The organism is Burkholderia sp. BCC0097 (genome assembly GCF_902832985.1).
Classification (GTDB): domain Bacteria; phylum Pseudomonadota; class Gammaproteobacteria; order Burkholderiales; family Burkholderiaceae; genus Burkholderia; species Burkholderia orbicola.
The window spans coordinates 182,937-197,873 of record NZ_CADFDM010000003.1 but is presented as its reverse complement, the minus strand read 5'-3'; the positions used below and the strand labels follow the sequence as shown (position 1 = coordinate 197,873).

General features: G+C 66.9%; 16 protein-coding genes and 4 tRNA genes. 10 read left to right on the top strand and 10 right to left on the bottom strand.

All coding sequences use genetic code 11. The annotated features are described in order from the left end of the window. Positions 1-125: 125 nt before the first annotated feature. The 3 genes from HWX07_RS10470 to earP form a co-directional block, all read right to left on the bottom strand. Positions 126-1,511: a sigma-54 dependent transcriptional regulator gene (locus HWX07_RS10470; protein WP_175876274.1), complete on the bottom strand. Its 1,386-nt coding sequence runs from the start codon at positions 1,509-1,511 to the stop codon at positions 126-128. Between the two features lie 267 nt (positions 1,512-1,778). Beyond that, on the bottom strand, positions 1,779-2,336 hold the full coding sequence (efp, locus tag HWX07_RS10465) for an elongation factor P (RefSeq protein WP_006476487.1): 558 nt from the start codon (positions 2,334-2,336) through the stop codon (positions 1,779-1,781). Between the two features lie 138 nt (positions 2,337-2,474). Further along, positions 2,475-3,668 (bottom strand): elongation factor P maturation arginine rhamnosyltransferase EarP, encoded by a 1,194-nt coding sequence (earP, locus tag HWX07_RS10460; protein ID WP_175876273.1) that lies wholly within the window; start codon positions 3,666-3,668, stop codon positions 2,475-2,477. A gap of 76 nt (positions 3,669-3,744) precedes the next feature. Here earP and uvrC point away from each other — a divergent pair, with 76 nt between their 5' ends. The 6 genes from uvrC to HWX07_RS10430 all read left to right on the top strand — a co-directional run bounded on the left by uvrC (position 3,745) and on the right by HWX07_RS10430 (position 7,116). Then, on the top strand, positions 3,745-5,793 hold the full coding sequence (gene uvrC / locus HWX07_RS10455) for an excinuclease ABC subunit UvrC (RefSeq protein ID WP_175876272.1): 2,049 nt from the start codon (positions 3,745-3,747) through the stop codon (positions 5,791-5,793). Positions 5,794-5,883: 90 nt separating this feature from the next. Beyond that, positions 5,884-6,471, top strand: coding sequence for a CDP-diacylglycerol--glycerol-3-phosphate 3-phosphatidyltransferase (pgsA, locus tag HWX07_RS10450; RefSeq protein ID WP_006482193.1), 588 nt, complete (start codon positions 5,884-5,886; stop codon positions 6,469-6,471). 141 nt (positions 6,472-6,612) lie between these two features. Beyond that, positions 6,613-6,688 (top strand) — tRNA-Gly (locus HWX07_RS10445). Between the two features lie 52 nt (positions 6,689-6,740). Continuing rightward, a tRNA-Gly gene (locus HWX07_RS10440) sits at positions 6,741-6,816 on the top strand. 51 nt (positions 6,817-6,867) lie between these two features. Beyond that, positions 6,868-6,943, top strand: a tRNA-Gly gene (locus HWX07_RS10435). 99 nt (positions 6,944-7,042) lie between these two features. Then, a tRNA-Cys gene (locus HWX07_RS10430) sits at positions 7,043-7,116 on the top strand. Positions 7,117-7,204: 88 nt separating this feature from the next. Here the strand turns inward: HWX07_RS10430 and HWX07_RS10425 are convergent. Together HWX07_RS10425 and HWX07_RS10420 are read right to left on the bottom strand one after the other, a co-directional pair. Beyond that, positions 7,205-7,759: a GNAT family N-acetyltransferase gene (locus HWX07_RS10425; protein WP_175876271.1), complete on the bottom strand. Its 555-nt coding sequence runs from the start codon at positions 7,757-7,759 to the stop codon at positions 7,205-7,207. A gap of 49 nt (positions 7,760-7,808) precedes the next feature. After that, the gene (locus tag HWX07_RS10420) at positions 7,809-8,429 is read right to left on the bottom strand and encodes a helix-turn-helix domain-containing protein (RefSeq protein ID WP_175876270.1); all 621 of its coding nucleotides are present in this window, start codon (positions 8,427-8,429) and stop codon (positions 7,809-7,811) included. A 140-nt stretch (positions 8,430-8,569) separates the two neighbouring features. Between HWX07_RS10420 and HWX07_RS10415 the strand changes: the two genes are divergently transcribed. Next, complete coding sequence (locus HWX07_RS10415; RefSeq protein ID WP_053525569.1) at positions 8,570-8,806, top strand: ParD-like family protein; 237 nt, start codon at positions 8,570-8,572, stop codon at positions 8,804-8,806. Next, positions 8,806-9,612 (top strand): type I methionyl aminopeptidase, encoded by an 807-nt coding sequence (gene map / locus HWX07_RS10410; RefSeq protein WP_175876269.1) that lies wholly within the window; start codon positions 8,806-8,808, stop codon positions 9,610-9,612. Before HWX07_RS10415 ends, map begins: the two co-directional genes overlap by 1 nt. 103 nt (positions 9,613-9,715) lie before the next feature. On the opposite strand, the gene HWX07_RS10405 is transcribed toward map, so the two are convergent. Next, positions 9,716-10,219 (bottom strand): GAF domain-containing protein, encoded by a 504-nt coding sequence (locus tag HWX07_RS10405; protein ID WP_175876268.1) that lies wholly within the window; start codon positions 10,217-10,219, stop codon positions 9,716-9,718. Positions 10,220-10,334: 115 nt separating this feature from the next. Beyond that, complete coding sequence (locus tag HWX07_RS10400) at positions 10,335-11,252, bottom strand: LysR family transcriptional regulator (protein ID WP_175876267.1); 918 nt, start codon at positions 11,250-11,252, stop codon at positions 10,335-10,337. 111 nt (positions 11,253-11,363) lie between these two features. Here HWX07_RS10400 and HWX07_RS10395 point away from each other — a divergent pair, with 111 nt between their 5' ends. Next, positions 11,364-12,230, top strand: coding sequence for a pirin family protein (locus HWX07_RS10395; RefSeq protein ID WP_175876266.1), 867 nt, complete (start codon positions 11,364-11,366; stop codon positions 12,228-12,230). 134 nt (positions 12,231-12,364) lie between these two features. After that, positions 12,365-12,859 (top strand): GNAT family N-acetyltransferase, encoded by a 495-nt coding sequence (locus HWX07_RS10390; RefSeq protein ID WP_175876265.1) that lies wholly within the window; start codon positions 12,365-12,367, stop codon positions 12,857-12,859. A gap of 22 nt (positions 12,860-12,881) precedes the next feature. Here the strand turns inward: HWX07_RS10390 and HWX07_RS10385 are convergent, their stop codons facing one another. From HWX07_RS10385 to HWX07_RS10375, 3 genes are read right to left on the bottom strand one after another with little or no spacing between them, the layout of a single operon-like run. After that, a complete protein-coding gene (locus HWX07_RS10385; RefSeq protein ID WP_175876264.1) occupies positions 12,882-13,751 on the bottom strand; it encodes a cytochrome c oxidase assembly protein in 870 nt (289 codons plus the stop codon). A gap of 10 nt (positions 13,752-13,761) precedes the next feature. Then, the gene (locus HWX07_RS10380) at positions 13,762-14,208 is read right to left on the bottom strand and encodes a copper chaperone PCu(A)C (RefSeq protein ID WP_175876263.1); all 447 of its coding nucleotides are present in this window, start codon (positions 14,206-14,208) and stop codon (positions 13,762-13,764) included. 8 nt (positions 14,209-14,216) lie between these two features. After that, positions 14,217-14,852 (bottom strand): SCO family protein, encoded by a 636-nt coding sequence (locus HWX07_RS10375; RefSeq protein ID WP_175876262.1) that lies wholly within the window; start codon positions 14,850-14,852, stop codon positions 14,217-14,219. Positions 14,853-14,937: the final 85 nt, after the last annotated feature.

Genomic DNA, 14,937 nt, shown 5'->3' with positions numbered 1-14,937 from the left:
AGCCGCGCACTAGCGCGGCTTTTTTATTACGGATTGCGATGGCCTGATTCGGGGCGTCGCTGGAACGGATTCACACGCAACTAACGGTCAGATCCGGCCAGCGCCCGTATCCGGGGGCTGTCCGCTCAATTCACTTTCATTCTCTGCAGCTTGTTGTACAGGGTCTTCGGGCTGATGCCGAGCAGCGTCGCCGCGCGGTGGCGCGTTCCGCCGACCGCGTCAAGCGTCGCGCGGATCAGCAGATCCTCGACGTCGGACAGCGGGGTGCCGACCTTGATCTGCACGCTGCTGCCGTTCAGCGCGGCGCCGGCGGAGAAGCTGGCCTCGCCCGCCCGTAGCGTCTCGATGAAGTCGCCCGATGCGTCGTACGCGAAGCGCACGCGCTCCTGCAGTTCGCGCACGTTGCCCGGCCATTCGTACGACAGGCATTCGCGCACGAAGCCCGGGGCCGCGCGTTTGTCGGTCGTGCTGCGGCCGGTTGCGCGCGCTTCCCGGTTCAGTTCGTCGATCTGCGCGTCCGCGATCGCGAGCGCATCGCCGTCGCGCTCGCGCAGCGGCGGCATCGTGATCGACGCTGCGTCGAGGCGCAGCCACAGATCCTCGCGCAGCGTGCCGTTCGCCACCGCTTCGCGCGCCGGGCGGCGCGTGGCCGCGATCAGTCGGAAATCGCTGGTGATCGAGCTCGTGCCGCCGATCCGCATGAAGTTCTGCGAATCGAGTGCATGCAGCAGCGCTTCCTGCAGCACGAGCGGCAGTGCGGTGATTTCGTCGAGGAACAGCGTGCCGCCGCCGGCTTGCTCGAACAGGCCCGACTCGCGGCGCTCGGCGCCGTCGAACGCGCCACGCTCATGGCCGAACAGCACGCTGTCGAGCGAGGCGCCGTGCCGGCCGGCCTGCACGAGCATGCGACAGTCGAACGCGACGAACGGCCCCTTGCGGCGCCGGCTCAGGTCGTGCAGCGTGCGCGCCGCCAGCTTCTTGCCGGTGCCGGCTTCGCCCGAGAACAGCACGGCCGTTTCGGTGCGGGCGTTGTGCTCGATCATGTCGTACACGTGCTGCATCGCGTCGCTGCGGCCGACCAGCGCGCCGAAGCGGCCGAGATGGCGCAGCGAGGCACGCAGCGACTGCACTTCGTCGATCAGTTCGTACGGGCGGGGAATCCGCGCGAGCAGGCTGCGCAGGCGCGGGATGTTGATCGGCTTCAGCAGGTAGTCCCAGATGCCGTGACGCAGCCCCTCGATGGCGCTCTCGACCGTCGCGTTGCCCGTCAGCACGATCACGGGCAGCGAGCCGTTCGGCTGTTGCTGCGGCAGGTGCTGGAGCAGGTCGAACCCGCTGCCGTCCGGCAGGTTCAGATCGACGAGCACGACGTCGGGAATCGAGCGGCCGAGCGCCGTGCGCGCTTCGGCGAGCGACGTGGCCGTGTCGACCGAGAAGCCGTCTGCGGCGAGCAGCGCGGTGAGGCCGGACAGGCTGTTGGGATCGTCTTCGACAATCAGGGCGTGTGGCATGGTGGACGCGAGTCGAGTCAAGAGAGGCGGGCTGTCGGCCAGCGGGCCGCAGCCGCATGTCGGATTAAAGACTGATTTTATGCCCCGCCGAACGCGTCACGCGCATTATTTCTCCGGCGCTATAAAACAGTTACCGATGATACAAATTGAATATCTTTACCGGTGGCTTTTGTGCTGCGTATGGCTCCGGTTTGTGGCAGCTGTTGGTGCCAGACAAACAAAAAGCGCCCCGAAGGGCGCTTTGTTCGATGCGGAAATCGCGGACGATTACGCGCGGCTGCGGTATTCGTTCGTGCGCGTATCGATTTCGATCTTGTCGCCGGTGTTGCAGAACAGCGGCACTTGCAGTTCGAAGCCAGTCGCCAGCTTCGCGTTCTTCAGCACTTTGCCCGACGACGTGTCGCCCTTGACGGCCGGTTCCGTGTAGGTGATTTCGCGAACGAGGACCGTCGGCAGTTCGACCGAGATCGCCTTCTCGTTGTAGAACACGACTTCGCAAGCCATGCCGTCTTCGAGGTAGTTCAGCGCTTCGCCCATCATTTCGGCTTCGACTTCGTACTGGTTGTAGTCGGCGTCCATGAACACGTACATCGGGTCGGCGAAGTACGAGTACGTCACTTCCTTGCGGTCGAGCACGACGACCTCGAACTTGTCGTCAGCCTTGTAGACCGATTCCTGACCTGCGTTGGACAGCAGGTTCTTCATCTTCATCTTGACGACGGCCGAGTTACGGCCCGACTTGTTGTATTCCGCCTTTGCGATGACCCATGCTTCGCTGCCGATCTGCACGACGTTGCCTACGCGGAGTTCCTGTGCGGTTTTCATAAAAAACTGTCCTGATCAAATCAAATAAATAGGTGCCTGAGCGTTGCGCAACGGCTGACGGCGCAAGCGGCGGTGCGTTCCGGTGGGCGCCAGGAGCCCAAACGCGAGCGCTTGCGTGGTCAGCCGTCGGATAACCGCTTATTTTAACTGAGATTTTGCGTATTCCGCCAGCTTTCCGGCGAGATCGCCGACGGCCGCGAGCGCGTCGGCCCAGCGGAGCGCATTGGCGTCAAGCGCGGCGCGGTGTTGCCAGAAATCGGCCCAGTCGGGCGTGCCGGCACCGTTCCACGCATGCCAGAACCGCTCGAGCGCGGCGCGCGGTGCATCGGCGAGGCCGGCCGACAGGTGCGCGAGCGCGGCATCGAGCTTGGGCAGGTGCACGTCGTCGGCCTGCGGATAGATGTGCCAAACGAACGGCTTGCGCGCCCACTGCGCGCGGACGAACGAATCCTCGCCGCGCACGAAATTGAGATCGGCGACCCACAGCAGCGGATCGTAGTCGGCCTGCGGAACGAACGCGAGGCCATGGGCGATCAGGTTGCCGCTGCGCGCCTGTACACCCGCCTCGAACGATTCGACCCCGAAAAAACGCGCGACGGCGGGTGACAGGCGTCCGGTCGGCACGAGCGCGACGACGGGCGACGGGCCGTCGCGCCACTGCGCGAGCAGCGCGTCGACGGCCGGGTTTTCGTAGGCGAACAGGCTGACGACCGTCGTGCCGGGCGCGGGCGGCATGCCGCCGGTCGCGCGCCGCCACCACGCGGCGCGGGCTGCCGGATCGGCGTCGAAGGCCGCGCGGCGCGCGTCGAGGTCGTGCTCCTTCGGCACGCCGCCGGTGCCGGCCGACAGGCCCGGGAAGAAGAACGTCTTCAGCAGCGGATAGCGTGGATGCGGCGACGGCCGCAAATGGAAATCGGCGACCCAGTCCTCGGCGCTCAGGTATTCGAGGTTGATCCACACGGGGCGGCGCGCGCGCCGCGCCATCGCCGCGAGATACGGGCCGGGCAACTCGCACGCGAACGCCTCGATCACGACATCGGCGATGTCCAGCGCGTCGCCGACTTCCGCATGCCAGTGCTCGATCACGATCGCATCGACCGTCTGCCGCCCCGCGTCGGGGTCGACTTCCGGCAGCAGGCGCGCGAACGTGTGCAGGTCATCGACGAACAGCCGAACCTGCCAGCCGTGCTCGTGCGCGAGCTGGCGCGCGACGCGCCAGCACACGCCGATGTCGCCGAAATTGTCGATCACCGTGCAGAAGAGGTCGCAGGCGATCGGTTCGCCCGGCGCGAGCGGCACGGCGGGGAGGGGGACAGCGGAGGTGCGTGGCATCGAAGCGGACGGGTGAATGCTCTAAACTGGCGATTCTAATAGACCCGTTCCGCGTTACAAGGCGCCCGGATCACGCATGACATCCCCAGAAGCCTCCGCTACTCCGTTCGAACCGAAGAAGATCCTTGCGCAGTTGCCGCACATGCCGGGCGTCTATCGCTATTACGACACGGCGGGCGCCGTCCTCTACGTCGGCAAGGCGCGCGACCTGAAAAAACGCGTGTCGAGTTATTTCACGAAGACGCAACTGTCGCCGCGCATCGCGATGATGGTCACGCGCATCGCGCGCATCGAAACGACCGTCACGCGCTCGGAAGCCGAAGCGCTGCTGCTCGAGAACAACCTGATCAAGGCGCTCGCGCCGCGTTACAACATCCTGTTTCGCGACGACAAGTCGTACCCGTACCTGAAGCTCACCGCGCACCGCTTTCCGCGGATGGCCTACTACCGCGGCTCGGTCGACAAGCAGAACCAGTACTTCGGGCCGTTCCCGAGCGCGTGGGCCGTGCGCGAGAGCATCCAGATCCTGCAGCGCGTGTTCCAGTTGCGCACCTGCGAGGATTCGGTCTTCAACAACCGCACGCGGCCGTGCCTGCTGCATCAGATCGGGCGTTGCACGGCGCCGTGCGTGGGCGCGATCTCCGACGAGGATTACGCGGTCGACGTGTCGAACGCCGCGCGCTTCCTGCTCGGCCGGCAGTCCGAAGTGATGAAGGAACTCGAGCAGAAGATGCACGCGTTCGCGGCCGAGCTGAAATTCGAGCAGGCGGCGGCCGTGCGCAACCAGATGAGCTCGCTTGCGACGGTGCTGCACCAGCAGGCGATCGAGGTCGGCAGCGACAGCGACGTCGACATCCTGGCCGTCGTCGCGCAGGGCGGACGCGTGTGCGTGAACCTCGCGATGGTGCGCGGCGGCCGGCACCTCGGCGACAAGGCGTATTTCCCGACGCACGTCGAAAGTGCGCTGACGCTCGCCGAAGGCGGTCTCGGTGAAGAGGTCGAGCCGGCGGAGGCGGTCGATGCGGTGGCCGACGCGCCGGTCGACACGGTGCCCGATCAGCCTGCGGAAGAGGCGGGCAGCGCGCGCGGCGCGGCGGCGGCCGCGTCGGTCGAGGCCGAGGTGCTCGACGCATTCATCGCGCAGCACTATCTCGGCAACCGCGTGCCGCCGGTGCTCGTCGTCAGCCATGCGCCCGCGAGCCGCGACCTGCTGGAGCTGCTGTCCGAGCAGGCCGGCCACAAGGTGTCGCTGGTGCGGCAGCCGCAGGGACAGCGGCGCGCGTGGCTGTCGATGGCCGAGCAGAACGCACGGCTCGCGCTCGCGCGGCTGCTGTCCGAGCAGGGTTCGCAGCAGGCGCGCACGCGCGCGTTGGCGGACACGCTCAGCTACGACAGCGACGATCTCGCGACGCTGCGGATCGAGTGCTTCGACATCAGCCATACGATGGGCGAGGCGACGCAGGCGTCGTGTGTCGTTTATCACCATCACAAGATGCAGTCGAGCGAATACCGCCGCTACAACATCACGGGCATCACGCCGGGCGACGATTACGCGGCAATGCGGCAGGTGCTCACGCGCCGCTACGAGAAGATGGTCGAGCAGGCCGCGCAGGCGGCGGCCGTCGACGAAGCGGCCGGCATCGACGGCGAGTCGACCCGCCAGGCCGAGGCGTCGAGCCTGCTGCCGAACATCGTGCTGATCGACGGCGGCAAGGGTCAGGTCGAGATCGCGCGGCAGGTGTTCACCGAGCTCGGCCTCGACACGTCGATGCTGGTCGGCGTCGCGAAAGGCGAGGGGCGCAAGGTCGGCCTCGAGACGCTGGTGTTCGCGGACGGCCGCGCGCCGCTCGAACTCGGCAAGGAGAGCGCCGCGCTGATGCTCGTCGCGCAGATTCGCGACGAGGCGCACCGCTTCGCGATCACCGGCATGCGGGCGAAGCGGGCGAAGGCTCGCCAGACGTCGCGGCTCGAGGAGCTCGAAGGCGTCGGCGCGAAGCGCCGGCAGCGGCTGCTCGCGCGCTTCGGCGGGTTGCGCGGCGTGGTGGCCGCGAGTGTCGAGGAACTGGCGAGCGTCGAGGGCATTTCGCACGCGCTCGCCGAGCAGATCTACAAGCAGCTTCACTGACGCGGCCGTGGGGCCGGCTGCGTTGCCAGCGTTCTTGTGGCAGGCCGGTCGACACGGCACAATTGCGAATCCTTTACTGTCCCGCATGCCATGCCGTTCAATTTCCCGATTTTCCTGACGTGGGTACGGATCGTGCTGATTCCGCTCGTCGTCGGCGTGTTCTATCTGCCGGACACGGTGATGGGCGGTGCGCACCGCAATCTCGCGGCGGCGGCGATCTTCATCCTCGCCGCGCTGACCGACTGGTTCGACGGCTTCCTCGCGCGCAAGTGGAACCAGACGTCGTCGTTCGGTGCCTTTCTCGACCCGGTGGCGGACAAGCTGATGGTGACGGCCGCGCTGCTGATCCTCGTGCAGATTTCGCGGGTCGACGCGGCGATCGCGCTGGTGATCGTCGGTCGCGAGATCGCGATTTCGGCGCTGCGCGAATGGATGGCGCAGATCGGCGCGTCGAAGAGCGTCGCGGTGAACCAGCTCGGCAAGTTCAAGACCGCGTGCCAGATGGTCGCGATTCCGATGCTGCTGTTCTACGGGCCGCTGCCGCTCGGCATCGTGACGATCGATACGCGCGTGTGGGGCGAGTGGCTGATGTATCTGGCCGCGGTGCTGACGATCTGGTCGATGCTGTACTACATGAAGCTCGCCTGGCCGCAGATTCGCGAGCGCGGCGGTGCGTGACCCGCGTTGCCTGAGCGGCGGTGGTTTTTGTAAAAAGGGCTGGAAAAGCCCTTGACACACGAATGTGCCTTCGACATAATCTCGCTTCTCCGCTGCACGACGAAGTAAGTGTGTGACGGGGAAGCAGTAGCGTAGCAATACGCGGGAGTAGCTCAGTTGGTAGAGCGCAACCTTGCCAAGGTTGAGGTCGCGAGTTCGAGACTCGTCTCCCGCTCCAGTTTTTTCTGGCAGCGCGTGGTACGGCAAAGCGCTGCAGATGCAGGACACATGCGGGAGTAGCTCAGTTGGTAGAGCGCAACCTTGCCAAGGTTGAGGTCGCGAGTTCGAGACTCGTCTCCCGCTCCAGATTTTTCTGGCAGCGTGTGGTACGGCAAAGCGCTGCAGATGCAGGACAATGCGGGAGTAGCTCAGTTGGTAGAGCGCAACCTTGCCAAGGTTGAGGTCGCGAGTTCGAGACTCGTCTCCCGCTCCAAGTAATGGGGAAGCCACGCTTCCCTTTTTATTTGATGGACTTAAGGTCCTCGAATAAAAATCTGTCGCTTGCCTCACGGCATCCGGACAGTCCGCTTTTGGCGCGATAGCAAAGCGGTTATGCAGCGGCCTGCAAAGCCGTTTAGGCCGGTTCGACTCCGGCTCGCGCCTCCAGAAAAAGCCCCGCTTCGGCGGGGCTTTTCTTTTTCTGCATCGCTTTGCGACCGTCGGACATGGTGCGTCCGACGGCCACCACGCGAGATCACCCATCCACCGGCTGCGCCGGCGTCTCGAGCTTCAGCTGATAGAACGCCGCATCGAGCCATCGACCGAACTTGAACCCCGCCTCGGCAACTGTGCCCGAATGCACGAACCCGAGTTTCGTATGCAGTGCAATGCTGCCGGCGTTGGTCGCGTCGATGCAGCCGACCAGCACGTGCACCTGCGCTTCGCGCGCACGCCGCACCACTTCGCGCAGCAGCAGTTCGCCGAGCCCGCGACCGCGCTGGTCGTGGCGCACGTAGACGCTGTGCTCGACCGTGTACTTGAACGCCGGGAACGCGCGGAACGTGCCCCAACTCGCGAAGCCGAGCAGCGTGCCCGCTGCGTCGACGGCACCGATGACCGGAAAGCCGCCCGCGCGCTTCGTCGCGAACCACGTGACCATCGCCTCCGGTGGACGCGGCCGATAGTCGTACAGCGCGGTCGAGTTCACGATCGCATCGTTCAGGATCGCGAGGATGGCCGCCGCGTGTTCGGCCTCGCTGCAGTCGATCAGGTGCACGTCGTCGCGCTGGGTGGGGGCGGGGGAGTTCATGCGGGTTCCTTCCTGTTGGGTCTAAACCGGTGCGCATGCGGCGCGCGCATCACGCGCTGCGCACGCCGGCGGCGGATACATCGCAGATCGCGACGACATAGCGCGCGGCATGCGACGACGGATTGCTGAAGATCAGCGGCTGGTCGAGTCGCATGGCCAGGCAGTCTCCTTCGTGAAGTTCATGAAGCGTATCGCCCAACGTAACGTCCACGCGGCCGCTGATGATCCACACCTGCTGGTGCGGTGCGCTTTCGCGCCCGCCGCTGTCGTACGCGACGCGCGCGCCGGGCGGGAAGTCGACCTCGACGAGCTGGATCGGCGATGGCCAGCCCGCTGGCGACAGGTTGCGCCGCACATAGCCGGATGCCGGATCGCGCCATTCGGCCTGCTGCGCGCGCCGTGCGAGCGGCTGCGCGGGCGCGTCGTCCCGGTCGCCGCCGAACAGCGCGGCCAGCGATACGCCTAGCCCCGCCGCGAGCTTGTCGAGCACGACGGCCGTCGGACTGGCCGATGCGCGTTCGATGAGCGAGATCATCGAACGGCTGACGCCAGAACGCGCGGCCAGCGCGTCGAGCGTGTAGCCTCGAACGGTGCGCAGGTCACGCACGCGCCGGGCAATGCGCTCGTTGATGCCGGTGTCGTCGGCCACGGTGATCGAGGATTCTTTCATGATGGATTGATTTTCCAGTAAACTGGAATTCGGTGTCAACGACATTTCCCGTGGCGATTCGGCGGGACGCGAACGGCTTGCCCGGTCGTCGTGTGCAGCGTAATATACGAAACAGCTACGTTTCGTTTAATTGGGGATATATGGGCATCATCAAGATTTCCGAGCACATGCATGAACGGCTGCGCTCGACGAGCACAGCGCTGAGCCGTTCGATCAACGCGCAGGCCGAGCACTGGCTGCGCGTCGGGATGCTGGCGGAGCTCAACCCGGCGCTGTCCTACGGCGACATCTGCAAGATGTTGATCGACGCCGAGGCGCGGGGCGGCGACGTGGGGCCGGCCGAGACGGCCGCGCATAGCATCGAGCAGGTGGCGTGATGGCGAAACGCGAAATCCCGATCCGTGGTGCCGCGGAAATCGCCAAGTCGCGCGAAGCCGCGAAGCTCGCGTCGCAGGTGCTGACGATGATCACCGAGCACGTCAAGCCGGGCGTCACCACCGACGAGCTGGACGCGCGTTGCCGCGAATACATCGTCGACGAGTTGGGCGCGATCCCCGCGAACATCGGCTACCACGGCTATCCGAAGACGCTGTGTACGTCGGTCAATCACGTGGTCTGTCACGGCATTCCGACGTCGCGGCCGATGCGCGACGGCGACATCGTGAACCTCGACATCGCGGTGATCAAGGACGGCTGGTTCGGCGATACGAGCCGCATGTATTTCGTCGGCGAACCGACCGAACTCGCGCGGCGGCTCGTCGCGGCGACCTACGAGGCGATGCACGCAGGCATCCGCGCGGTGCGCCCCGGCGCGACGCTCGGCGACGTCGGCTATGCGATCCAGCAGGTCGCCCATCGCGAAGGGTTCAGCGTGGTGCGCGAGTATTGCGGGCACGGCATCGGCGACGTCTATCACGACGAGCCGCAGGTGCTGCATTACGGTCGTCCGGGCACCGGCCTGCCGCTGCGGCCGGGGATGATCTTCACGATCGAGCCGATGTTGAACGCGGGCAAGCGCGACACGCGCGTGCTGGCCGACGGCTGGACGGTCGTCACGGCGGACCATTCGCTGTCCGCGCAATGGGAACACATGGTCGTGGTGACGGAAACCGGCTTCGAGGTGCTGACCGAGGACGCGAAGCCGCAGGCGTTCGCGGCGCTGTCGGGCTCGCACGCGGCCTGACGCCGGCCGTGCGCCGCATGCGGCGGCGCGGTGTTGCAATGAAACGGGCCCCTTCGCGGGGCCCGTGTCGTTCGCGGCGGCCAGCGCCGCGACGCCGCGACGCTTAACCGCGCGCCTTCTGCCACGCGTGTTCGACGAACACGCGGCACAGCGCCTCCATCCCTGCGCGATCTTCGTCGTCGAAGCGCGCGGCGACCGGGCTGTCGACGTCCCACACGCCGATCAGCGTACCGTCGCCGGCCACCAGCGGCACGACGATTTCCGATTCCGACGCCGCATCGCACGCGATATGGCCGGGAAAGTCGTGCACGTCGCGCACGACCTGCGTCTCGCGGGTCTGCGCGGCCGTGCCGCACACGCCCTTGCCGAGCGCGATCCGCACGCATGCGGGCTTGCCCTGGAACGGCCCGACCACGAGCTCGGTGCCGTCGAAGAAGTAGAAGCCGGCCCAGTTCAGGCGATCGAGCGAGTGATAGACGAGCGCGGAGAAATTCGCCGCGTTCGCGGTCAGGTCGCGTTCGGATTCGACGAGCGCGCGTGCCTGCTCGACGAGCGTCGCGTATTGATCGGCCTTGGAGGCGGTGGGGTCGTTGGACAGCGTGAACATGGCGGGAAAGCGATAGGGGTTGTCAAAAAGGCGCACTGAAGGCGCACTGCGCGTACCGCAGTCTACGGCACCCGTGCGTGGTCTGCAGCGCGTGGTCGTGTGTGATGCGGCTCGCTCAGTCGGGTTCGAGTTCGGCGAACCGCTCGGCCAGAAAGTCGAGTAGCGCCCGCACCGCCGGCAACAGCCCGCGGCGCGACGCGAACACCGCGTGCACGATTTCGCGGCGCGGCGCCCAGTCGGGCAGCACCGTGACCAGTTCGCCGCGCGAAACCTCGTCGCGCACCATCATCGTCGGCAACTGCACGATGCCGACACCGGCGACGGCCGCCGCGCGCAACGCGAGCATGCCCCCCGTCACGTAGCGCGGCTGGTGATGGATTTCCGCATGCGCGCCGTCGGGCCCGCGCAGCCGCCATACGTGCGTGGATTGCGGCACGCCGTGATCGAGGCTCGGCAGGCGCGTCAGGTCCGCGGGAACGGCCGGTACACCTTGCTCGCGCAGCAGCGCGGGGCTTGCGACGAGGCACTGGCCGCGTTCGGCGAGCACACGCAGCGCGAGATCGCTGTCCTCGAGCGGCGGCGGGCGCACGCGGATCGCGACGTCGATCCCTTCGCCCACCACGTCGACGCGCCGATTGGTCGCTTCCAGGTGAATCTCGACGCGCGGGCACGCGGCCATGAATGCGGCGATCATCGCGCCGACCAGCGAATCGAGCAGCACGATCGGGCAACTGACGCGCACGATGCCGCGCGGCTCCTCGTGCAGCAGCGCGATCGCCTCGTCGGCGGCATCGGCCTCGACGAGCATCGCGCGGCAATGCGCGTAATAGGTCTGGCCGACGTCGGTGACCGTGAAGCGGCGCGTCGAACGCTGGATCAGCCGCATCCCGAGCCGCGCCTCGAGCAGCGCGATGCGGCGGCTCAGCTTCGATTTCGGCATGTCCAGCGCGCGCCCGGCCGGCGCGAAGCCGCCGTGTTCGACGACCTGCACGAAATAGTAGAGATCGTTCAGATCCCGCGCTTTATCGTTCATGAAATGGAACGCTGAGTGCGATTTCGGCAGTCTACCGGATCGATCGTTCCATCTCTATATTGTCATTCATGGATGCGAAACACGGGTTTCGCCGCAATATGGAGAAGGGCAATGAAGAAGATCCAGGGTGTGTACAGTGCGCCGCGCGGCCATTGGGTCGGTGACGGTTTTCCGGTGCGTTCGATGTTCAGCTACCAGTCTCATGGCACGCACCTGAGCCCGTTCCTGCTGCTCGATTACGCCGGCCCCGCGACGTTCGAATCGGCGACCGCGCCCCGCGGGGTCGGCCAGCATCCGCACCGCGGGTTCGAAACGGTGACGATCGTCTATGACGGCGAAGTCGCGCACCGCGACTCGACTGGCGCGGGCGGCACCATCGGCCCGGGCGACGTGCAGTGGATGACGGCCGCGAGCGGGATCCTTCACGAGGAATTCCACTCGGAAGCGTTCACGAAGCGGGGCGGCCCGCTCGAGATGGTGCAGCTGTGGGTGAACCTGCCCGCCGCGGACAAGATGGGCGCGCCCGGCTACCAGACGCTGCTGAACGCCGATATCCCGGTGGTCGAGCTGCCGGACGGCGCGGGGCGCGCGCGGATCATCGCCGGTGAACTCGACGGACGGCGCGGCCCGGCCCGCACGCACACGCCGATCGACGTGTGGGACGTGCGGCTCGCGGCGGGCGGCCATGCGCGGTTCCCGGTCGCCGAAGGGCGGACGCTCGCGGTGGTCGTGCTGAGCGGCACCGTGCTGGTGAACGGCGAGACGGTGGCGCGCGAAGCGCAGTTCGTGCAACTCGGCCGCGACGGCAGCGACGTCGAGATCGAAGCGAACGGCGACGCGAAGCTGCTGATCCTGAGCGGCGAGCCGATCGACGAGCCGGTGGTCGGCTACGGTCCGTTCGTGATGAACTCGCAAGCGGAGATCCGTACCGCGATCGAGGACTTCAACAGCGGCCGCTTCGGCCAGATGCCGGCATGACGGCATGATGAGCAGGCCCCGCGCGATGCGGGGCCTTTTTTTCGTGCGTGGCGGGCGATCGCGCGGGTCGGACGCTTCGAGGCATAATCGACGGTTGCCGCGCGCCGGCCGGCGCGCCCGAATCAGGACCGCACATGAACGCTTCCGCACCCGCCGCATCCCCAAGCACCGCCGATCTTCTCGACTGGCGCTGGAAATCCTTCGACGCGCTGACGGCGCGCGAAATCTATTCGATCCTCGAAGCGCGCAGCGCCGTATTCGTCGTCGAGCAGAACTGCGTGTATCGCGACATTGACGATGCGGACCAGGCCGCGTGGCACCTCGCGGCCTTCGATCCGGCCGGCCGCCTGGCCGGCTATCTGCGCGTGCTGCTGCCCGACGCGCAGCATACCGACGTGCGCATCGGCCGCGTGCTGACGACCGCCGCATTTCGCGGCGCGGGCCTCGGCAACGGGCTGCTGTCGCGCGCGCTCGAGCATATCCGCGCGCAATGGCCGGATACGCCGGTGAGCCTGCATGCGCAGGCTCACTTGCAACGTTTCTACGGGGCATTCGGCTTCACGCCGAGTTCGGACGTGCACGACGAGGATGGCATCCCGCACGTATGGATGAGCAGCGCGCGCGCGTGATGCGCGCCGCGCCGCGCGGCAATCAGCGCGCGGCGCGTGCGACGGGCGGCTCGTCCATGCGCCGCGCGACCCGCTCGCCGATCAGGCGCCCGCGGGCGGACAGCCGCAGCCAGTGCCGCAGCGCGATCAGCGCGCCGATCACGCTCATCATCGAGCCGGGAATCCACAGCAGCAGGCCGCCGATCTGCTGATCGCGCAGCGGGCTCAGCCACGTGAACGCGCGGCCGCAGATCGAGTAGATCGGATACAACTCGTGCGGCGTGAAGAAGATCAGCGCGCCGAGCGCGATCTGCGGCGGGATCGCCGCGACGACGATCAGGATCCGGCGGCCCGGCGACAGCCGCGCGGGCGGCGCGGGACGCGGATCGACGACGAGCCACCAGAACAGCAGCCCGTCGATCACCATGCTCCAGTTCATCACGCGATAGAGACGCCAGTCGAGCATCGCGACGAAGTGGATCGGCGACAGCAGCCAGAAATAGATCAGCCCGACGAACAGCACGACCGCCACGACCGGATGAAACACCACGTCGAGCGTCGCGCGCACCGGCGCCCACGCGAGCGCGGGGCGCACGAAGCGCTGCCGCCAGCGGAACGGAATGCCCGCGCGGATCGCCGCGCCCGGATAGGACAGGGCGATGAAGAACGGCCCGAGGTGATGCAGCACGAGGTGCTGCGCGCGGTGCATGAAGAATTCATGCTCGAAGAAATAGTCGAGCCGCGTATGCAGCGCGATGTAGAGCGCCGTCAGCCCGAACCAGAACGAGAACTGCCGCAGCGGCGACACCTTCGCCTTTTTCACGCCACGCGCGAACAGCACGGCGGCCGTCAGCACCGCGACGACCACGGTCGGCGACGGCTCCCACGGATCGAGCCAGTACAGGAGATTCATCGCGTGCGCATCACTTCGCCTGGGCCGGCGATTTCACGGCGAACGGCGCATCGACCGTCTCGCCGTCGGAGAATTTCAGGCGCAGGTGCACGGTGTCGCCCGGCTTGATCGCGTGCTTCGGCTCCTCGAGCATGAAGTGATAGCCGCCCGGCGCGATGTCGACCTTGCCGCGCGCGGGGATCGTCAGCTTGTCGACCATCTCCATCTTCTGCGTCGAGCCGTTCGAGACCGTCTGGTGCAGCATGGCCATCCCGTAGTCGGGGCTGTCGACGTCGACGAGATCGATCGGCTTGTCGCCGGTGTTCACGAGCGTCACGTAGCCGCCCGCGGGCAGCTTGTTCGGCAGCCAGCGCACCCACGCGTTCTGCGCGCTGATCGCGCCGGCGGCATACGCGTGGGCGCCGGCGCACAGCGCGGCGACGAGGGCGAGCGTCTTGAGGGTCGTTTTCTTGTTCATTGCGGAATTCAGGTCGTGGAGGCAGTGTCGATGATCCGGCGCACATCGGCGGCGATGGCGTCGGGCGAATCGCGATCGGTCGCGAGCAGCCGTGCGCGGCCGGTCGCGTCGAAGATGTAGACGGCCGAGCTGTGCGTCACTTCGTAGCCGCCGGACGGATCGCGTTTTTCCATCTGGTACGCGACGCGATAGCGCTTGGCCAGCGATTCGATCTGGCCGTCGGTGCCGGTCAGGCCGCGCGCATGCGCGGCGTCGAACGCGGCGACATAGGATTGCATCGCCTGCGGCGTATCGCGCGCGGGGTCGACCGAGACGAACAGGATGCGCACGTCGTCCGCCCGCGGCCCGAGCTTCGCCAGCACTTCCATCAGCCGCGCCAGCGTTTCGGGGCAGACGTCGGGGCAGTGCGTGTAGCCGAAGTAGACGAGCGCGACGCGGCCGCGGAACGCATCGGCGTCGACGGGATGGCCATCGCCGCCCGTCAGCTTGAACGACAGGTCGGGCAGGTGGCCGGTGACGTTGGTCAGGTTCCAGCGCGGCTCGTCGTGCGTGCACGCGGCGAGCGCCACGGCGGCGGCGAGGGCCGCGGCCGTGCGGATGAGGCGGGAGAGGCGCCGGTGCGGCGCGGGGCGGGCAGACGACATCCTGGGGCTCGATCGGACTGGATGGATAGCCGGGGCGCGATGCCATGCGCCGCGCGGCAGGCGGTTGCGACTGTAGCGCAATTCG